The organism is Christiangramia forsetii KT0803 (assembly GCF_000060345.1).
Taxonomy (GTDB): Bacteria; Bacteroidota; Bacteroidia; order Flavobacteriales; family Flavobacteriaceae; genus Christiangramia; species Christiangramia forsetii.
Window position 1 is genome coordinate 2890140 of the sequence record NC_008571.1, and the last position, 19094, is coordinate 2909233.

Annotated in this window: 20 protein-coding genes; 6 read left to right on the forward strand and 14 right to left on the reverse strand. The window is 36.9% G+C overall.

The genetic code is table 11. The features are described 5' to 3' along the window. Positions 1 to 39: 39 nt before the first annotated feature. From murD to mraZ, 7 genes are read right to left on the reverse strand one after another with little or no spacing between them, the layout of a single operon-like run. Positions 40 to 1377, reverse strand: coding sequence for a UDP-N-acetylmuramoyl-L-alanine--D-glutamate ligase (murD, locus tag GFO_RS13055; protein ID WP_011710627.1), 1338 nt, complete (start codon positions 1375 to 1377; stop codon positions 40 to 42). Positions 1378 to 1387: 10 nt separating this feature from the next. Next, positions 1388 to 2620 carry a phospho-N-acetylmuramoyl-pentapeptide-transferase gene (gene mraY / locus GFO_RS13060; protein WP_011710628.1) on the reverse strand — a complete coding sequence of 411 codons (1233 nt, stop codon included), beginning with the start codon at positions 2618 to 2620 and terminating at the stop codon, positions 1388 to 1390. After that, a complete protein-coding gene (locus GFO_RS13065) occupies positions 2620 to 4086 on the reverse strand; it encodes a UDP-N-acetylmuramoyl-L-alanyl-D-glutamate--2,6-diaminopimelate ligase (RefSeq protein ID WP_011710629.1) in 1467 nt (488 codons plus the stop codon). Before GFO_RS13065 ends, mraY begins: the two co-directional genes overlap by 1 nt. After that, a complete protein-coding gene (locus tag GFO_RS13070) occupies positions 4086 to 6077 on the reverse strand; it encodes a penicillin-binding protein (protein WP_011710630.1) in 1992 nt (663 codons plus the stop codon). Before GFO_RS13070 ends, GFO_RS13065 begins: the two co-directional genes overlap by 1 nt. A 6-nt stretch (positions 6078 to 6083) precedes the next feature. Further along, a complete protein-coding gene (locus GFO_RS13075; protein ID WP_011710631.1) occupies positions 6084 to 6401 on the reverse strand; it encodes an FtsL-like putative cell division protein in 318 nt (105 codons plus the stop codon). Between the two features lie 6 nt (positions 6402 to 6407). Next, entirely contained in the window at positions 6408 to 7304 is an 897-nt protein-coding gene (gene rsmH / locus GFO_RS13080; protein WP_041250385.1) for a 16S rRNA (cytosine(1402)-N(4))-methyltransferase RsmH, read from the reverse strand. Further along, positions 7291 to 7758, reverse strand: coding sequence for a division/cell wall cluster transcriptional repressor MraZ (gene mraZ / locus GFO_RS13085; protein ID WP_011710633.1), 468 nt, complete (start codon positions 7756 to 7758; stop codon positions 7291 to 7293). The genes rsmH and mraZ overlap by 14 nt, the downstream gene beginning before the upstream one ends. 290 nt (positions 7759 to 8048) lie before the next feature. Between mraZ and GFO_RS13090 the strand changes: the two genes are divergently transcribed. The 3 genes from GFO_RS13090 to GFO_RS13100 are packed head-to-tail and all read left to right on the forward strand — an operon-like array spanning position 8049 to position 10127. After that, positions 8049 to 8813: an alpha/beta fold hydrolase gene (locus GFO_RS13090; RefSeq protein ID WP_011710634.1), complete on the forward strand. Its 765-nt coding sequence runs from the start codon at positions 8049 to 8051 to the stop codon at positions 8811 to 8813. Between the two features lie 10 nt (positions 8814 to 8823). Further along, a complete protein-coding gene (gene yihA / locus GFO_RS13095) occupies positions 8824 to 9420 on the forward strand; it encodes a ribosome biogenesis GTP-binding protein YihA/YsxC (RefSeq protein ID WP_011710635.1) in 597 nt (198 codons plus the stop codon). Continuing rightward, positions 9417 to 10127, forward strand: a complete 711-nt coding sequence (locus GFO_RS13100) for a hypothetical protein (RefSeq protein ID WP_011710636.1) — start codon at positions 9417 to 9419, stop codon at positions 10125 to 10127. The genes yihA and GFO_RS13100 overlap by 4 nt, the downstream gene beginning before the upstream one ends. A gap of 78 nt (positions 10128 to 10205) precedes the next feature. Here the strand turns inward: GFO_RS13100 and GFO_RS13105 are convergent, their stop codons facing one another. From GFO_RS13105 to gldB, 3 genes are read right to left on the reverse strand one after another with little or no spacing between them, the layout of a single operon-like run. Then, positions 10206 to 10565, reverse strand: a complete 360-nt coding sequence (locus GFO_RS13105) for a hypothetical protein (protein WP_011710637.1) — start codon at positions 10563 to 10565, stop codon at positions 10206 to 10208. Beyond that, a complete protein-coding gene (gldC, locus tag GFO_RS13110) occupies positions 10566 to 10904 on the reverse strand; it encodes a gliding motility protein GldC (protein WP_011710638.1) in 339 nt (112 codons plus the stop codon). It abuts the gene before it with no gap. Beyond that, positions 10904 to 11863: a gliding motility lipoprotein GldB gene (gldB, locus tag GFO_RS13115; protein ID WP_011710639.1), complete on the reverse strand. Its 960-nt coding sequence runs from the start codon at positions 11861 to 11863 to the stop codon at positions 10904 to 10906. Before gldB ends, gldC begins: the two co-directional genes overlap by 1 nt. 106 nt (positions 11864 to 11969) lie before the next feature. Here gldB and nadE point away from each other — a divergent pair, with 106 nt between their 5' ends. Together nadE and GFO_RS13125 are read left to right on the forward strand one after the other, a co-directional pair. Beyond that, on the forward strand, positions 11970 to 12761 hold the full coding sequence (nadE, locus tag GFO_RS13120) for an NAD(+) synthase (protein WP_011710640.1): 792 nt from the start codon (positions 11970 to 11972) through the stop codon (positions 12759 to 12761). Positions 12762 to 12875: 114 nt separating this feature from the next. Next, positions 12876 to 13514, forward strand: a complete 639-nt coding sequence (locus GFO_RS13125) for a response regulator (RefSeq protein WP_011710641.1) — start codon at positions 12876 to 12878, stop codon at positions 13512 to 13514. On the opposite strand, the gene dnaG is transcribed toward GFO_RS13125, so the two are convergent. The 4 genes from dnaG to GFO_RS13145 all read right to left on the reverse strand — a co-directional run bounded on the left by dnaG (position 13507) and on the right by GFO_RS13145 (position 18034). Next, positions 13507 to 15465 (reverse strand): DNA primase, encoded by a 1959-nt coding sequence (gene dnaG / locus GFO_RS13130; RefSeq protein WP_011710642.1) that lies wholly within the window; start codon positions 15463 to 15465, stop codon positions 13507 to 13509. The genes GFO_RS13125 and dnaG overlap by 8 nt on opposite strands. A 99-nt stretch (positions 15466 to 15564) precedes the next feature. After that, a complete protein-coding gene (locus GFO_RS13135; RefSeq protein WP_011710643.1) occupies positions 15565 to 16611 on the reverse strand; it encodes a porin family protein in 1047 nt (348 codons plus the stop codon). 108 nt (positions 16612 to 16719) lie between these two features. Further along, positions 16720 to 17481, reverse strand: coding sequence for a hypothetical protein (locus tag GFO_RS13140; protein ID WP_011710644.1), 762 nt, complete (start codon positions 17479 to 17481; stop codon positions 16720 to 16722). After that, positions 17468 to 18034, reverse strand: coding sequence for an RNA polymerase sigma factor (locus GFO_RS13145; RefSeq protein ID WP_011710645.1), 567 nt, complete (start codon positions 18032 to 18034; stop codon positions 17468 to 17470). Before GFO_RS13145 ends, GFO_RS13140 begins: the two co-directional genes overlap by 14 nt. 246 nt (positions 18035 to 18280) lie before the next feature. Between GFO_RS13145 and rluF the strand changes: the two genes are divergently transcribed. Next, positions 18281 to 19081 carry a 23S rRNA pseudouridine(2604) synthase RluF gene (gene rluF, locus GFO_RS13150; protein ID WP_011710647.1) on the forward strand — a complete coding sequence of 267 codons (801 nt, stop codon included), beginning with the start codon at positions 18281 to 18283 and terminating at the stop codon, positions 19079 to 19081. Positions 19082 to 19094 lie beyond the last annotated feature (13 nt).

Sequence of the window (19094 nt, forward strand, 5' to 3'; positions counted from 1 at the left end):
TAGATCCTGAAACAAGTTCAGGATGACGTCTTATCAATTCTATAAATTCCTTACCGCCTCTTTAAATTGTCTTCCTCTATCTTCATAATTTTCAAACAGATCAAAACTCGCACATGCCGGAGATAATAGCACATTATCACCTTTATCAGAGAGTCTGTAAGCCATTTGTACTGCTTCGCTCATCGAGGTAGTTTCCACCATCGTATCAACGATATTTCCAAAAGCACTCACGATCTTTTCATTATCCACACCGAGACAGATTATGGCTTTTACTTTTTCATTTACCAGGGGTAAAAGATCATCATAAACGTTTCCTTTATCCACGCCTCCAAGAATCCAAACCGTTTCAGACTCCATGCTCTCCAGCGCGTAAAAAGTAGCGTTTACATTGGTTGCTTTAGAATCATTTATGTAAAGTACATTATTGATCTTCAGTACTTTTTCAAGACGATGTTCAACCCCCTGAAAACTAGCCATACTCTCGCGTATAGTCTGTTTTCTAATACGAAGTAATTGGGATACCATGGAAGCGGCCATGGCATTTTTAGCATTATGTTTGCCTTGTAGGGCAAGTTCTGATGTTGGCATAGTAAATTTTGTATTATTAATTGTTACAACAATATTTTCGTTTTCTATATATGCGCCATTTTCAATTTTCTTCTCTATTGAAAAAGGCAATTTTTGAGATCTTACAGGGTTCTTTTCAAGCCAGTCTGTAATATTCTTGTCATCTGCATCGTAGATAAAATAATCTTCTTCGGTTTGATTCTCTGCTATCCTGAATTTTGAGGCTATATAATTTTCCAGTTTATAATCATACCTATCCAGGTGATCCGGAGTGATATTGGTTAGAATCGCAATATGCGGTTTGAACTTTTCAATTCCATCCAGCTGAAAACTGCTCAATTCCAGTACAAACCAATCATGCATTTCTTCGGCGACCATCTTGGCGTATGAATTTCCAATATTCCCTCCCATTCCTGAATTAATCCCTCCTTCTTTCAGTAAATGCTGAACGAGATTTGTCACGGTTGTCTTCCCGTTACTTCCGGTAATCCCTATAACAGGAACTTCAGAAAACCAGGAGGCAAATTCAATTTCAGAAACTACAGAAATCCCTTTTTCTTTCAGCTTAACGATCATTGGAGCTTTATCAGGAATTCCCGGGCTTTTCATAACCACATCTGCATCAAAAATCTTAGACTCTGTATGCTTTTCGTCTTCCCACTCGATCTCAATATGTTTAAGAACTTCTTTGTATTTATCTTTGATCTTTCCTTTATCTGAAAGAAAGACATCATATCCGTTTTTCTTCGCCAGAATTGCAGTTCCAATTCCGCTTTCTCCTCCTCCCAGTATGACTATCTTCTTACCCACAGTTTCCAGCTTATCTAACCTTTAGAGTAATTATGCTTAGGATTGCCAGAAATATTCCGATAATCCAGAACCTCACTACAATCTTGCTTTCATGTTTCCCTTTCTTCTGATAATGATGGTGCAATGGAGACATCAGAAAAATTCGTCTTCCCTCACCATACTTCATCCTGGTAAACTTGAACCATCCTACCTGCATTACTACTGAAAGATTTTCTATCAAGAATATTCCGCATAAAACTGGAATCAATAGTTCTTTTCTGGTTGCGATAGCCAAAACCGCAATGATCCCCCCTATGGTTAAACTCCCGGTATCTCCCATAAAAACCTGCGCGGGATACGTGTTGTACCATAAGAAACCAACCAGGGCACCGGCGAACGCAGTGATAAAAATTGTCATTTCTCCGGAACGCGGGATATACATAATATTCAGATAATCTGAGAAAATGATGTTACCCGAAACCCAGGCAAAAAGACCTAGTGTTAAAACTATTATGGCTGAAGAGCCTGCGGCAAGTCCATCGATTCCATCGGTAAGATTCGCTCCATTAGATACCGCTGTTACTATAAATATTACAATAGGGATAAAAATTAACCACGCATAATTTACCAGCGAAGGGTTGATCCAGCTGATCAAACTTGAATATTCAAATTCGTTATTCTTTACAAAAGGAATGGTAGTAGTGGTATCCTTAACTTCAGGTCCCATATCTACCACCTCGGCACGGGCGATCACATTTTCCGTAGGATTAGTTTCCGTAACCACTTCCTTGGTAGTGATCTGAGGGTGGAAATACATGGTACAACCCACGATCAATCCAAGCCCAATTTGCCCGATCACTTTAAAGATTCCTTTAAGACCTTCTTTATCTTTTTTAAAGGTTTTGATATAATCATCCAGGAAGCCAATAGCGCCCATCCATAAAGTGGTGACGATCAAAAGGATCACATAAATATTTTCAAGTTTTGCAAAAAGCAATACCGGGATTAGAGTTGCAATGATAATTATCACCCCTCCCATGGTTGGAGTCCCCGCTTTTTCTGTCTGACCTTTTAATCCAAGGTCGCGAACGCTTTCTCCAATTTGTTTCGCCCTTAGGTAATTAATGATTCGCTTACCATAAATTGTGGAGATCCCAAGCGACAAAATGATCGCCATTGCCGATCGGAATGACAGGAAATCAAACAACTGCGCACCAGGCAACTGATACTGCTCTTCTAAGAATTTGAATAAGTAATACAGCATTATTTGTCCAGTTGTTTTAAAAATTCATTCACGATCTTGAGATCATCAAAATCAACCCTTTCTCCGTTAACTTCCTGGTAGGTCTCATGGCCTTTTCCGGCAATGAGAATAATATCATTTTGCCCCGCCATTTGACAGGCTGTTTTTATGGCCTGTTTCCTATTGGTGACACTCATTGTTTTTTTAAAATTCTGAGGTTCCACCCCGCCCTCTACTTCTTCAATTATCTTATCCGGATCCTCAGTCCTGGGATTATCGCTCGTAAAGACCACTTTTGTACTTAAAGCGGAAGCGATATGCCCCATTTTAGGTCTTTTGGTAGTATCTCTATCTCCCCCACAACCAACAACCGTAATCAATTCCTCATTCCTGGTTCGGATGCTATTGATAGTTTCCAGTACGTTTTTTAAAGCATCAGGAGTATGCGCATAATCTACAATTGCTGTGATCTTCTCTTTTTCTGAAATCACATACTGAAATCTTCCGCTTACTGAATTCAGTTCACTGATTATTCGAAGTATTTCTAAAGTTTTCAATCCTAAAAGGTCTGCCATGGCGTAAATTGCCAGAACATTATAAGCATTGAAATTTCCTATAAGTTTCGTCCACAATTCCTGATCATCAACTTTTAATAATAAACCAGTAAAATTATTTTCCAGAATCTGAGCTTTATAGTCTGCAAAAGACTTTAAAGCGTAGGTATGTTTTTTAGCCTTCGTATTCTGAAGCATTATCTCCCCGTTCTTATCATCTACGTTCGTAAGCGCAAATGCCGAAGCCGGTAATTCATCAAAAAAGCGTTTTTTCACATCGCGGTATTCCGCAAAATCTTTATGATAATCCAGATGGTCATGTGACAAATTCGTAAAAATCCCACCTTCAAATTTTAAAGCCGTGGTTCTATGCTGGTCTATTCCGTGAGAACTCACTTCCATAAAGCAAAATTCAACACCAACATCATTCATATCCTTCAAATAAGAATTGATGGTAATAGAATCTGGAGTGGTTCTTATGGCAGTATGCTCATCATTTCCCACCATTACCTTTACTGTAGAAAGAAGCCCGCATTTAAAACCGGCTTTTGTAAAAAGATCGTACAATAAAGTAGCGATGGTAGTTTTCCCGTTGGTGCCGGTTACTCCAACCAGTTTTAATTTTTCAGAAGGATTATCGTAATAATTCGCAGAAATATAGGCCAGTGCTCTCTTCGTATCTTCTACCTCTATATAGGTAACCCCATTGATAACTTCATCAGGGATCTTTTCACATACAATTGCCAGTGCACCCTGGTTTTCTGCGTTCTTAATATAATCGTGACCATCTGAAATACTTCCTCTTATAGCGATAAAAACATCATTCAACTGTACCTTTCTAGAGTCAAAATGAATATTATTGATGGTTACGCCGGTATCCCCGGTCACTGCCTTCATATTCACCTTATAGAGTATGTCTTTTAGAACGCTCATTAACTCAATTCCAATTTTACCGTTTGCTTATTCTTTAGTTTTTGTCCTGCAGATACAGATTGTCTTTTTACCACTCCCTTACCATTAAATCTCACCTCTAATCCAAGATTCTCCAGAATTGAGATTGCATCCATTGCCGGCATTCCGGTAACATCTGGCATCAATAATTTTTCATCCTGCATCTTGGTATAGTATTTTTCAAAATCGGTTTTCACCTTTTTATCATTTACTTCCAAAGATTCCAATTCGTCCATTACCGGAGTATCGGTATAAATCTTTCTGGCGATATCTTTAAAAACCGGAGCAGCGACAATATTCCCGTAATAACCTTTTCTTCTGTTAGGCTTATGTATTACCACGATACAGGAATATTTAGGGTTTTCAGCAGGGAAATACCCCGCAAAAGATGCAATGTATCTTCCCGGCTCGATCCAGTATTCTGTCTGACAGGTACCTGTTTTACCGGCCATCGAAAAATTCTCCGTATAAATATTGGCCGCAGTACCACGCTCCACAGTTTTCCTCATCATCGCCCTTACCTTTTTTGCGGTTTCCACCGAGCAAATTGCAGGGTTCATTACCTGTTTATCCATCGTGATAATTGGCTTATCACGATCTTTTACTTCTTTAATAAATCTTGGCTTGATCATTTCACCATCATTGGCTATAGCATTATAAAAAGTCAGGGTTTGCAAAGGTGTTATTGAAACTCCATAACCAAATGCCATCCAGGGTAAGCTCAAACCGTTCCAGCTTTTGTCTTGTGGGTGAGGAATTCGGGGGGATCCCTCACCCTTGATTTCAAGACCAATCTTCTGGTTAAGTCCCATTGAATAAAGTCGATCAACAAATTTTGAAGGATCATTCTTATATCCTTCGGTGATCATTTTTGTAAATGCTGTATTAGAAGAAACTTCGAAAGCTTTGGCCGCTGAAATTTCTCCGTACCCGCCATGACGAGAATCCCTGACTGGTCTCCCATAAAATCTTACGACTCCTTTTTCGGTATCTATCACGTCACTGGTGTCTATCACCTTATCTTCAAGTGCAGCTACCATTGCCATTAATTTGAACGTAGAACCAGGCTCATGAGCCTCATAGACCGCATAATTTCGTTTTTCGAAATAGGTACCCTCTTTGGTTCTACCCAAATTAGACATAGCTTTGATCTCTCCGGTTGCAGTTTCCATTACCACCACCGTTCCATGTTCAGCTTCAAAATATTCCAGCTGACGTAATAATGAATGGTGTGCGATATCCTGAATATTCACATCTATCGTTGAAACCACATCATAACCATCTTTTGGCTCCATTTCATTATTATCACTAATAGGTTTCCATTGTCCTTTAGCGATCTTTTGCTTAAGTCTTCTACCATCGGTTCCTCTCAAATAATTACTAAAAGCACCTTCAAGACCTACTCTGGTAAAATATCCATTTTCATCCCTTCTCTCGTAACCAACAGTTCTTTCGCCCATTTTTCCAAGCGGGTGCTCACGAACGGTACTTTGTTCAGTAATCATCCCTCCTTTATAAGTTCCAAGATTAAACATTGGGAATTGTCTTATCTTCATATAATCTGAATACCCAAGGTTTTTAGCGATCAAAACATAACGTTGTTTGTTCGCTCTTGCAGCTCTTAATTTTTGAGAATAATAAGACGTGGAGCGACCCAACATTCCTGAAAGTTTTTCTGAAAGCGAGCCTACGTTCTCTTCAAAATTTTCATCAGATACTGTTACAGCATCAAAACGTATATCATACTTAGGAACCGATGTTGCGAGGAGATTTCCATTTACATCATATAAATTACCGCGATTCGCAGGAATTTTGAAATTTTTCAAAGTGCGCTCTTCAGCCAGCTCTTTATAATGCTCTCCATGCGCAAACTGAATATCAAGCAATTTAAACCCTACCGCTATCGCAAAAACAAGCAGACAGCCGGCCACGAAATACATTCGATTCAGGATGCTTTTTTCGGTTGTAGCCATTGCGGGTTAATCTTTTATTATCACTCTTATTTTATTGGGCGGGGTTTCTGAAGGCCCTATCCCTTTTTCTATCATTTTTCCAGTAATGGTAGACTCCATCTTAATCTTCATTAAATCTGAACGTCTCTCAACAAACTCACTCCTCAATTCTCTCACTTCATTATTCAATTTTGCTATTTGATGCACTTTTTTTTCCGCGCTGTGCGAACTTGCGATCATAATAATGGCCAGCATGGTACAGAAAACGATAAAACGCCAGTTTTTTACAGCATCTTCACTGATTAAAAAATTCGCTTTCAATATGTTGTAAAAACCTTTTTTCATCTTCTTCTAAAGCTTTCTCGCCACTCTTAACTTGGCACTTCTCGCCCTGTTATTTTGCTGAATCTCCTCTTTTGAAGGAATTATTAATCCATTTACTTTTTTAAAGGGAACCGAGATATTACCATACATATCTTTTTCAGGCTCTCCCTCAAACAAACCGCTTCTTATATACCTTTTTACCAATCTGTCTTCCAGAGAATGATAAGAGATCAAACTCAGTCTTCCACCCGGCTTAAGGATCTCTTCAGTTTGCAACAAAAACTCTTTTAGAACTTCGATCTCCTGATTCACCTCTATCCTAATTGCCTGATATATCTGAGCCAGAATTTTATTTTCTTTTCCTTTAAATAATAAAGGCTTCAATAAATCATTCAACTGCTCACTTGTTTCTATAGGATTGTTTTTTCTTTCAGAAACAATCGTTCTTGCCAGTTTTGGTGCGTTCTTTAGATCTGCGTAAGCCCAAAACAACTTTTTTAGCTGCTCCTCTTCATATTCATTGATCACTTCATAAGCACTCAACTTATCACCCTGGTTCATTCTCATATCCAGTTTCGCATCGAATCTGGTTGAAAATCCTCTTTCAGCTTCATTAAACTGATGCGAGGAAACGCCAAAATCACCAAGAACACCGTCCACCTTTTTAATACCGTAAAATCTCAAAAAACGCTTCAGATACCTGAAATTTTCATTGATAAGCGTAAAACGGCCATCTTCAATCTTATTTTCAAGAGCGTCCTTATCCTGATCAAAAGCATAAAGTTTTCCATCGGGACCAAGTCTTTTAAGAATCTCTTTAGAATGCCCTCCTCCACCAAAGGTTACATCCACATAGATTCCATCAGGCTTTACATCAAGGCCATCAACAGACTCTTTTAAAAGAACTGGATTATGATACTCCATCAAAATCATCATTTCCCATCACTTCTTCAGCCAGATCTGCAAAATCATCTGAAGAATCCTCAAGGGTTTGTTCATATTTATCTTTATCCCAGATCTCAACAATATTGATTGCTGAAGAAAGGACAATTTCTTTCTCAATTCCGGCAAACCCAACAAGATCTTTCGGAATTAAAAGCCTGCCGTTGGTATCAACCTCAACGGTTTTAACCCCAGCGGTAAATCTTCTAATAAAATCGTTGTTCTTTTTTTTGAACCTGTTTAACCCGTTCATTCGCTTCATTAACACATTCCACTCCTCCATCGGGTAAAGCTCCAAACAGTTCTGAAAAACTGCTCGCTTAATCACAAAACCATCCTGCATCATGGGAGCCAATTGCTTCTTCAATGCTGAAGGCACCATTAAACGGCCTTTCGCATCGACTTTACATTCGTATGTCCCAATTAGATTTATCACGGTTAAGCTTTATAGAGTCAAATATATTGAAAATATTACCACAATTTACCACTTTTTACCACAATGTTGATAAGTTTTACCACCCTATGTATTTGAAAACCTTTTAAATAGCGCTATTCGCTTATGATTCAGTATTTTGAAAAATGCTGAAGAAATGTGGATAATATCGCCTAAAAAACATCCTGTTTATATATTTCCCACTTCACAGAAAAGCCTTTGCAGTTGCTCAAAAATGATTATACTTGTATCGAAATCGCTATATTTGCGATTGCTAACCGCAAAGGCTATCAATGAAAGATCACTTAAGGCAAGAGGGGAAATTCACATATCTTGAAAAAGGCGAAGGAACACCAATTGTTATTCTTCACGGACTTATGGGAGGCCTCAGTAATTTTGATGGCGTAGTGGATTATTTTCCGGAAAAGGGCTACAAAGTTGTTATTCCGGAACTACCGCTTTACTCCATGTCACTTTTAAAAACCAGTGTAGGCACATTTGCTAAATATTTAAAGGAATTTCTTGATTTCAAAGGTTTTAGTAATGTAATCTTACTTGGAAATTCTTTGGGTGGTCACATCGCACTTTTAGCTACAAAAATGTTTCCTGAAACTGTTCAGGCACTTGTAATTACAGGGAGTTCTGGTCTTTACGAAAATGCCATGGGAGAAAGCTATCCCAGACGTGGCGATTATGATTTTATAAAGAAAAAAGCGGAAGCAGTTTTTTACGATCCCGAAGTTGCAACTAAAGAGATCGTAGACGAAGTTTACAATACGGTAAGTGATCGTAATAAACTGGTGAAAACCCTGGCAATTGCCAAGAGTGCTATTCGTCACAATATGGCTAAAGACCTCCCAAATATGCAGACTTCTACTTGCATTATCTGGGGTAAAAATGATACGGTTACTCCTCCTGAGGTTGCTGAAGATTTTCAGCGTCTTTTACCAGATTCAGATCTATATTGGATTGATAAGTGCGGGCATGCAGCAATGATGGAACATCCTGAAGAATTCAATCAGGTATTACATGGGTGGTTGAAACAACGAGAGATCTAAATAGGCTTTTATGAAAATTAAGACGGCTGAATTTGTGATAAGCAACTCGAAGGTTGATCATTGTCCCAACAGCACTTTGCCAGAATATGCATTTATTGGCCGCAGTAACGTGGGTAAATCTTCTTTAATAAACATGCTTACCGGCAGAAAATCTCTAGCGAAAACTTCTGCAAAACCAGGAAAAACGCAATTGATCAATCATTTCTTAATCAATAATAACTGGCATCTGGTTGACCTCCCGGGATATGGGTATGCTCAGGTTTCAAAATCTACCAAAAAAGTATTTCAGAAATTTATCACAGCTTATTTTAAAAAAAGGGAGCAGATGATCTGCGCTTTTGTATTGATTGATTCAAGACATAAACCTCAGCCTATTGATATGGAATTTATGCAATGGCTGGGCGAACATAATATTCCTTTCTGTATCATCTTTACCAAAGCAGATAAGCTAAAACCTAAAATTCTGGATAAGAATATTGAAAATTATAAAAATGAAATGCTGGAAAGTTGGGTAGAAATGCCGGAGTATTTCATCACTTCAGCAACTTCAAAACTGGGACAGGATGATATTTTGGATTATATTGAAGGAATTAATAATTCGATTTGAGAAGAGTATTATCTATATTATTAGTCTTAGTGTATTTTAATACTCCTGATATCCAAGGGCAGGAAACAAATCGAACTTTTTTATATATCACAGCGGAGAAAGACACCATTTCAAGATCCAAATTTCTTGAAGAATCGCATCGATATACGAACTGGTTTTTGCCACCTACAAGTCCTGATACTTCTTACACTTATATTACCGAGGATAGATTTGGCATCTACCTCGTGGATTATGTTAAGTTTAAATCTAAATTAAAGCAACTCACTTCAAACGAACTGTCTTCTGAAAATCCTACTTTTTTAATAACATACCAATTTTTAAATGATCGCTGCAATTTGAGTAGAGGTTCTAATTTCTTTGACTCCTCTGACGTTTACTTTTTATACAGGTGGCAAAAGAAAGAAATGAAGAAGATAAAGAAGAAATTCGATAATATTCAAATCATCTATTTGTTTCAGGAAGGAATAGAATTTGATAAAATCAATAAAGATTTTATATTACTGAAAGATACTGGCAATTATTTCAGAAATAAATTCTTTACCACGCCATCCAGTTGTGGCTCTTACCTTCTTGTAAAACCAAATGGACAGGCGTTACTTATGAACACTGGAGAATTTGGTTTATACAACTATGCAAAATTTCTTGAACCTAATAGATGGAATATTTATTTCAGTGATCCTGAACTAAAAAAAGCAACTAAAAATTAGCCTTTTTGGAAGCAAATATTGTACGAAGATCGTTTGTGATTTTCAGCTTTAAATATGATATAAAAATTTCGAAAGAAATTAAACTAGTTTATAAAGCAAGCTTATAAATTCACTAATAGAATCAATTTCTGAAAACTTCTTAGAAGACACCAATACTTCCAGCCCATTTTTTGTTTGAGTAAGCACAATGGGAAATTCAAATTTATGTCCGAATTTGGATGCGTAAATTTCCTGAAATTCATCCTTATGTAAAAATTCCGTTTCGAAATCCAGATCTTCTCTAAACTCCTTCCAGGCTTTCTTTTCCTGGAAAGAACCATAAGTAAGCTCACATAATTTGCAGGAATATGTAGATGGATTCACCACTTTGTACACCGAATCCATCAGAGCATTCAACTTGCCAGAATCTGCATTATATACAAAAATAAGCTTCTCCAATTAGCTCTTTTTAATCTCGGTCTTTTCAGCGAAATAATCGCAAAAATCTTTCATCGTATCTCTCATTTTATCATCCTGAGTAGCCCTAAAATACGTGTCGCTCATAGAAACCAGCGTTTGGTGAAAGAATTTCTTCATCTCATCTACCGGCATCTCCTTAGTCCAAAGGTCTATTCTTAAAGTTTCCTGATCCTTATTATCCCACACTGAAAGCATTAATGCTTTAGCTTCTTCTTTATAGATATTCCCATCCTGGGCACTCCAGGTAATATTTTCGGGAACATGATTTTCATCGGTTACAACTTCGATATTTATTTCAGACTTCTTAAAATCAGCCATTACTTCTTGGGTTTGTAGTTTGCTTTATTAAAAATTTCTTCTGCTGATGTATTCAGCATTTTATTGATCGAGACGTCGTTCTTGTCCATATAGGCTCGAACAATGTTCCACCCTATATATTGTCCTATTCTCGCGGGGGACTCAGCATCCAGCTGAAGATAAAATTTTGAAAATGGCGCTGGGTACAAAAACCTGGTATACAATTGGGAATCGGTATCATAAATAAGTTCATTTTCAATAAAATAACGCCAAATCTGATCTTCATTAGATTGTGCCCAATCCATTTCTTTCCGGGTATAGCCTATCTTTTCAGCATCATTCTTAAACGGAATAAATTTATCTTTTAGATACAAGATTTTCCCGTAGTACAGCATATGAGCTAAAAATGTCCTGGAATCAGCTTTTGGAACATAACTCTTAGCTATTTCATTCGCTGCATCTGGAATTATCTGGTTTTTTCTGAAATTCTTCCTGAGAAAATCCTGAATCCCAATATAAAATTTATGCTCCTCCCCAAGATAAGTATCCAGGGATAAAAACAAATAGTCGCTAGTATATATCGCTTTGTTCTTATAATCAACTTCAGAAGTTATGGTAATAACATCGGGAATTTGAAAATCTGGAAAATAGTATTTCACATGCTGAAACAGGGCGTGTAGATCATCTGTCTCTTCAGAAAATTCAGGAAAGGTTTTAGTAACTTCAGCTTCAATTTCTAATTGAATACTGTCGTTTAGCTTTTGAATCCAAACACTGTCAGGAAATTGTTTCGGAAATAAAAATGGATATTGAGCTTTAAGTTCTGGCAAACTATCTTCGGTCACCTCAGCAAATTTCTGATCAAATCGAATAACTTCAAAGTTGGCATCTATTTTCTCTATCCTGGCTTCAGTTTCAGAGGTATTATCGCAAGAAAGAATACTTACAAATAGTATTAAAAACCAGAATCTCTTCAGCATATCTCTCTATTATGAAGGCTTTAACGCCTGTCCCTTTTAAAAATTGGCTTTAAGTATTAGATTTGTGAGGCAAAGGTATTACTTACAAATTTAATCACCCAATATTATGCAGATCGAAAAAGTGGCAGACCATATAATAAACTGGCTTAAAGAGTATGCCACAAAAGCGAATATGAATGGATTTGTCATTGGAGTTAGTGGTGGTATAGATTCTGCAGTAGCTTCTACTTTATGTGCTAAAACAGGGCTGCCTACACTATGTCTTGAAATGCCAATTCATCAGAGTGAAAACCAAGTAAGCAGAGCCAGAAAACATATCGATGAGCTTCAGCATAATTTTGCCAATGTAAGTGCGCTAGAGGTTAATCTTACCCCTGTTTTTGAGCAGTTCAAAAAAGGAGTTCCACAACACAGAGAAACATCTTCTGTAGACCTGGCACTTGCAAATTCCCGCGCAAGATTAAGAATGACCACGTTATATTATTTCGCCGGACTTCATAAATATCTTGTTGCAGGAACCGGGAATAAGATCGAGGATTTTGGCGTAGGATTTTACACAAAATATGGTGATGGCGGAGTAGATCTTAGTCCAATTGCAGATCTATTGAAAAGTGAAGTTTATGAATTAGGTGAATATTTGAATATTATTGAAGAAATAATGATCGCCGCACCTACCGATGGATTATTTGGTGACAGCAGAAGTGACGAAGACCAGCTTGGCGCCTCTTATGATGAACTGGAACAGGCAATGAAAAGTATAGAAAATGGCAAAACTGAATTGGATTTTGAAGGAAGACAGCGAGAAGTTTTTAATATTTACAGCAAATTAAATATTGCCAACACACACAAAATGATTCCAATCCCGGTGTGCCAGATACCCGTTCATCTGAAGAAGTAAGCATCTTATCGAATAACTCAGTCTCTTTCACTTTTTAAAATGTCAAAGCATTATTTTAGGTTAACAAAACCAAACTCAACGAGTTACCCCCGGGCTTGTTTTTAATTTAAAATCATGTATCGAGTATTAATTGCAGATCACCATCCTATCATTCTGGAAGGTGTAAAATGTGTTCTTCAAAACAATCCGGCGCTACAGGTAACTGGCAGAGTGGGAAGCGGAACTCAACTTTTTAATCAGTTAGAAAAAGATGCCCCCGATGTTTTGATCGTAGAACTGGATCTTCCTCAAATTAATGGAATCAACGCTATAAGGCGTATTAAGCAGGAGTTCCCTGAGGTTAAAACTTTGATTTTTAGCTCACATCCTGAAGAGATGTATGCTTTAAGTGCTATTAAGGCAGGAGCTGCGGGCTATATTTCTAAACATACAGATAATGAAACTTTAGAAAAGGCAATTTACCAGGTTGCCCGCGGTGGAATTTACTTGAATAGAAGTATCACTGAAAAATTAAATTCAGGAATTTCAAGAGGTAAGAGTTTGATTACAAAGTTTAAAAAACTTTCTACAAGGGAAACGGAAGTACTGAATTTACTTTCTTCTGGAAAACGAAATAAGGACATTGCCGAAGCATTAGATATTAACGAAAAAACGGTAAGCACTTATAAAACCCGACTGCTTAAAAAATTGAAAGTAGATAATGTAGCCGACCTTATTACACAATCGAGATTACTTCAAATAAATACTACATAACACGTCCAAGCCTATCAGACAAAAGAGTTCTGAGCTTATTAAAGCCCATTACCTCATTTTTGATATCTGTACGTTCATCCTCGGTCTCTGCTATTCTTATATCTTCCAGCAGTTCATTGAGTTTTTTGTCTATAAGATGTCGTCTTAGATTTAAAATAGTTTGACTCACAAACTGATTAACCGTTTGCTCTTTATTCTTTACCGGAATATCATGACGGTCCCAGTTATGCAGCTCATACTGCTCTTCCTGCATCAAAATATCGGTCACCTCTTTAGACTGTGAAGTTTCCAGGTCATTTATAATATTCTCTATCGCTACCTCATCCTCACTATTCAACTTTGTAATTAGTAATTGATAAAGTTTTCTGAAATCTTCGTTCGAAAAAGCAATTTCATCTTCCTGTAGATCAAGATAAATCTTTTCAAAAACCTTTGAACTTTGTTTTTCAGGTTCTAACTCCAATTCGCCGGTATCTTCATTCTGTTTTAATAAAAGATCTTCAAACTCCTCTTCTTTGTTTCCATATAAAAGCAGAATCTTAATGATATTTCGCTCCAGAATATAAAGATGATCTATTTTTACTTTAGGAGTAGACTCTTCCTTAACCACCTCCATTTTTCGTTTCTTAGAACCTCCTGAAGATGGATTATCTTTCTTTTCAATTTGAGCAAGCGTAGCATAAAGAACGTCTTCAGAAATATCCATGATCCTGGAACATTCCTGTAAATAAACTTCACGTTGAATATTATCTGGAATCTTTGCGATACTATTCACCATATCCCGAATAAGCCCAGCCTTTTTTACAGGATCATTCTTAGATTCATCCATCAACAAAGAGGCTTTATAGGTGATAAAATCATAAGAATTTTCTTCTAAAAACTCCCTTAATTCATCCTCATTATTTGCCCGGGCAAAACTATCGGGATCTTCACCCTCTGGAAACGGACAAACTTTTACGTTCATTCCCTGTTCCAGGATTAGATCTATCCCACGAAGAGAAGCTCTGGTTCCCGCTGCATCCCCATCGAAAAGAACGGTTATATTCTTAGTTAGCCTATTAATGAGCCTTATTTGCTCTGGTGTTAGTGCTGTTCCCGATGAAGAAACTGTATTCTCAATCCCGCTTTGATGAAACTGAATAACATCGGTATACCCCTCAACGAGATAGCAATTATCTTCTTTGGCAATTGCCTGTTTGGCGTAATAAATTCCGTAAAGAACTTTACTCTTGTGGTAAATGTCACTCTCCGGTGAATTCAGGTATTTTGCCGCTTTTTTAGTGTTTGAAAGAATTCTTCCCCCAAAACCCAGTACTCTTCCAGACATGGAATGAATAGGAAACATCACCCTTCCTTTAAACCTGTCAAAACGCTTATTTTCTTTTACAATGCTTAGACCCGTTTTTTCGAGAAACTCTAATTTATAACCGTCGTCTAATGCTGTTTTTGTAAAAATTTCCCAGTCATCTGGAGAATAACCCAGATCAAACTTTTTAATGGTTTCAGCAGAAAAACCACGTTCCTTAAAATAACTTAGTCCTATTGCCTGACCTTCATCGGTCTCATGCATTTTTTTTTGAAAGAACTTATTAGCATATTCTGAAACCAGATACATGCTCTCTCTTTCATTGGCTAGCTCCTTTTGCTCATCACTCTGCTCAGTTTCCTCGATTTCAATCCCGTATTTTTTAGCGAGATACTTAATTGCCTCCGGATAGTTAAAATGCTCATGCTCCATTAAGAAAGCAACCACATTCCCACCTTTTCCACTACTAAAATCTTTCCAGATCTGCTTTACCGGAGAGACCATGAAACTCGGACTGCGTTCATCGGTAAACGGACTCAAGCCTTTTAGATTGCTTCCCGATCTTTTTAGCTGAACAAAATCACCTATAACCTCCTCTACACGGGCGGTTTCGAAAACATTATCTATGGTAGTTCTAGAGATCAATTCAGTGAGAATATTTATTCGGAAATTACTAAAAAAGAAAGGGCTTTAAAAATGATTTCTCAAATTTAAAGCCCTGCAAAACTAAACTATATTGGCTAATTAATCAACATCAAACCTTAGACCTACAGAAAAGTTATGTAGCTCTATGTTTGGATCTTTAAATATTGGATTTAGATCATACTTAGCGTATAAAGTTGCTCCACCCCACCCTAAATATCCACTAAGACCATAAACAAAGTCATTCGTATTGTAATTTCCCTTGAGTTTATCTTTTTTCTTGTCCCCATCAACTGAGTATTTGAGTTTTTGACGCTCTCCTATATTCAATCCGGCATATCCTCCAAGTCCTAATTTCAATTTACCATCTGCATTATATCGGATCGTTTTGGTAGTTTCAGTTTTAGTAGATGGGCCGAACTCAAAATGTACTGGTACAACAAGATTATCCATTCTGAATTTTGACTTATCAAGATCATAATCGAATTCCTGAAGCTCCGTAATCCCTTCGTTTTCTACAAAATACCGGTTATCTGTAGGTTTTAGACCATTAAACTGGAAGGAAAAACCATACTTAAGCCTCAACCAATTAGAATTATCAAAAACTCTCGTTTTCCATGCCCATCCTAATTCAAAAAACCGGCTCCCTCCTATTTTAAAGTCGGAATCATTTAAGGATTGTCCTTCAGAAAGCGCATTATTAAATCCTACGGCTATAACCAGATCACTGGTTGTTCTATTATCGTATTTTCTATTCCTTTCTGTAGAATTTAGTTGTAGTACTTTGCCATCTGACCCAAATTCTATGGAAACCATATTACCACTTCCCTCATTGCGCTCCTGTAATTCAAACTCATTTTCCAGAATCACCAATCGGTTTTCTATATTCTTGGCATGTAATCTGGCAGCATCTTTTTTTAATTTTTCCGCTTCTTCCAGGGTTATCACCTTATTTTCTAATTGAGCATTGTACATCTCTACTTTTCTTCTCAGTTTTTCTTTTTCCTCTGTTATAATCTCTTGCTTTTGCTTTTCAAAAAACTTCCTCTTATTGTTCTCCTGGGAGGTAGTGTCGCTTTCCTGACTATAGCTTGTAGCGGCTATTAGTGAGAATAAAAATAGTGTTAGGTAAATGAGAATTGTTTTCATGATAATGATGTTTTTAGTTTATCAAATTTGGGCAAAAACCCTCCTTATCAAAAGTGATTGATGAATGACCCTTTTGGGAATAATTAATATTTAAATTGATTGTTTTTGTTAGTCGTTTCTAGTGGCAACCGCTGTTTTCGCTTTTAGAAATTCTTCTTTCAGAAAATCGAATACTTCTTTTCTAAAAGATTGATCTACCTCGTATTCAACATCGGCCAGTAAAGCTTCAGCACTTATAGTATTTTCAATATATAAATTTTGCTCTTTACTAATTTCTGCAGCGGCTTCAGCTAGCAAAGCATCCACCTCGGCATCAGACACTTTACCATTTACTTTTTCCATTTCTGAAACTTTAGCTAGAATTCCTTCCAATTCTTCTGAAACCTGAATATTATTTTGAGTTTTCAGAATTGATGGCTTCATGCCGATGGGCTCAATAGATTTTTTATCTTCTAAAGTATTTGATGCTAAATTTTCACCACCATTATTTTCCGAGACTTGATCTTTCGAAGTTCTTTCTTCTGCAGGGGTTTCAGCCGGCAACTGAATGGCTGACTCAACGTCTTCTTTACTTTCCTCGGAAGCCAATTCAACAGGTTGTTCAAACTGAACATTATCTGATTTATCATAATTTTCAGAAGGAGTTTCAACGATTGGGGTTGAAATTTGATTCTGTTGATTAACAAATAAGACACTTGCAATTAGTAATACTGCCACAGCAGCGACAGCCGAAAGCCACCATTTTTTACCTGAACCTTTATTGGAATTATCCAACTGAGCATTCAATTTTTTCCAACTCCCTGCTGAAGGCTGAATTTCTCTTTGATCCAGCTTCTCCTTTATATGCTCTTCAAATTTAATTGGTGCCATAGCTAGATGAATTAATCGTTTTTAATTTTTCCTGTAGCATTTTTCGTGCTTTAAATAATTGGGATTTTGAAGTCCCTTCGCTTATATCAAGCATTTTCGAAATTTCAGAATGCTTGTAACCTTCTACCGCATACATTACAAAGACCATTTTATAACCCTGGGGCAAACTGTCTATTAAACTTTGTATGTCGGCTACCTCCATTTCAGAATTTATATTATTAAAGACCTCACTCGCTTCATAGGTCATATCTTCCTGAAACTCCAGTTTTTTGTGTTGTCTTAAAAAAGATATGGCTTCTCTAACCATGATCTTTCTTATCCAACCTTCAAAACTTCCCTCCTCCTTAAAATCTTTTAAGTGTGTAAAAACTTTAAAAAAGCCTTTAAGCATTGTATCTTCAGCATGCTGTATATCTTTAATATATTGTCTGCAAATACTCAACATTTTTGACGAATACATCTCATAGATTCTTTTCTGAGCATCCTGGTTTCCCACAGACGCTCTTTTTATCAAAGAGGATTCATTCTTAAAAAGCTGTATAACTTTTACCATTTTCAAAAGGCCTTCTATTTATATAGACGTCTGAAAATTACAAAAGGTTGCCTGAGGTTTATTTTTTTTCTGAAAAAACTGAAATAGTTGTCAAGAAGGGTTGCGGGTTGCGGGTTGCGGGTTGCGGAAAAATAATTATTGGTCTTACTTTAAAAGATTTATTCACAATTTTTCACTTTTCACTCTTCCCTCCTCACTCTTCATCATTCACTATTTTCAAAGTATCTTTGTAGCAGAATAGTTTTTATGGCAGAAGAAGTAAGAATAAACAAATATTTGAGTCAATTAGGATACTGCTCCAGAAGAGCAGCCGACAAACTTATTGACCAGGGTAGGATTACCATCAACGATAAAGTTCCTGAAATGGGAACTAAGGTGACTCCAGGAGATCTGGTAAAAGTAGATGGCAAACCTGTTTCCAAAGAGGAACTTAAAGAACCCAATGTTTATATCGCTTTCAATAAACCCGTTGGCATTGTTTGCACAACAGATACCCGTGTAGAAAAGGATAATATTATCGATTACATTAATTATCCAAAGAGAATCTTTCCAATAGGAAGACTTGATAAACCAAGTGAAGGATTGATCTTTTTAACCAATGATGGTGATATTGTAAACAAAATACTTCGGGCTAGAAACAATCACGAAAAGGAATATGTAGTTTCCGTTAATAAACCTGTTTCTTCAGAATTTTTAAAGAAAATGTCTGCAGGAGTTCCTATTTTAGACACTGTGACGCGTGAATGTGAGATCGAAAAACTTGGGCATCATACTTTCAGAATTGTATTGACTCAGGGATTAAACAGGCAAATTCGCCGAATGTGTGAATTTTTAGACTATCAAGTTACGTCGCTTAAAAGAATTCGTATCATGAATGTTTCTCTAGATATTCCTGTAGGAGAATGGAGGGATCTAACTTCAGAAGAATTAAAAACCATCAATAATCTAACTGATGAATCCACAAAGACCGAGGAAGGTTCTTTAACAAGCACTGCTAAAAAGGCAAATCTCAGAACAGGAAAACGACCTCGCAAACCTAAATCTTAACAGAGAATTAGCT

Excerpts from the sequence above, each read along its gene's own strand:
- mraY (WP_011710628.1), bottom strand. The coding sequence starts at position 2,620 with ATGCTGTATTACTTATTCAAATTCTTAGAAGAGCAGTATCAGTTGCCT.
- GFO_RS13065 (WP_011710629.1), bottom strand. The coding sequence starts at position 4,086 with ATGAGCGTTCTAAAAGACATACTCTATAAGGTGAATATGAAGGCAGTG.
- GFO_RS13070 (WP_011710630.1), bottom strand. The coding sequence starts at position 6,077 with ATGGCTACAACCGAAAAAAGCATCCTGAATCGAATGTATTTCGTGGCC.
- GFO_RS13075 (WP_011710631.1), bottom strand. The coding sequence starts at position 6,401 with ATGAAAAAAGGTTTTTACAACATATTGAAAGCGAATTTTTTAATCAGT.
- rsmH (WP_041250385.1), bottom strand. The coding sequence starts at position 7,304 with ATGGAGTATCATAATCCAGTTCTTTTAAAAGAGTCTGTTGATGGCCTT.
- GFO_RS13090 (WP_011710634.1), top strand. The coding sequence starts at position 8,049 with ATGAAAGATCACTTAAGGCAAGAGGGGAAATTCACATATCTTGAAAAA.
- yihA (WP_011710635.1), top strand. The coding sequence starts at position 8,824 with ATGAAAATTAAGACGGCTGAATTTGTGATAAGCAACTCGAAGGTTGAT.
- gldC (WP_011710638.1), bottom strand. The coding sequence starts at position 10,904 with ATGGCTGATTTTAAGAAGTCTGAAATAAATATCGAAGTTGTAACCGAT.
- gldB (WP_011710639.1), bottom strand. The coding sequence starts at position 11,863 with ATGCTGAAGAGATTCTGGTTTTTAATACTATTTGTAAGTATTCTTTCT.
- nadE (WP_011710640.1), top strand. The coding sequence starts at position 11,970 with ATGCAGATCGAAAAAGTGGCAGACCATATAATAAACTGGCTTAAAGAG.
- GFO_RS13125 (WP_011710641.1), top strand. The coding sequence starts at position 12,876 with ATGTATCGAGTATTAATTGCAGATCACCATCCTATCATTCTGGAAGGT.
- GFO_RS13135 (WP_011710643.1), bottom strand. The coding sequence starts at position 16,611 with ATGAAAACAATTCTCATTTACCTAACACTATTTTTATTCTCACTAATA.
- GFO_RS13140 (WP_011710644.1), bottom strand. The coding sequence starts at position 17,481 with ATGGCACCAATTAAATTTGAAGAGCATATAAAGGAGAAGCTGGATCAA.
- GFO_RS13145 (WP_011710645.1), bottom strand. The coding sequence starts at position 18,034 with ATGGTAAAAGTTATACAGCTTTTTAAGAATGAATCCTCTTTGATAAAA.
- rluF (WP_011710647.1), top strand. The coding sequence starts at position 18,281 with ATGGCAGAAGAAGTAAGAATAAACAAATATTTGAGTCAATTAGGATAC.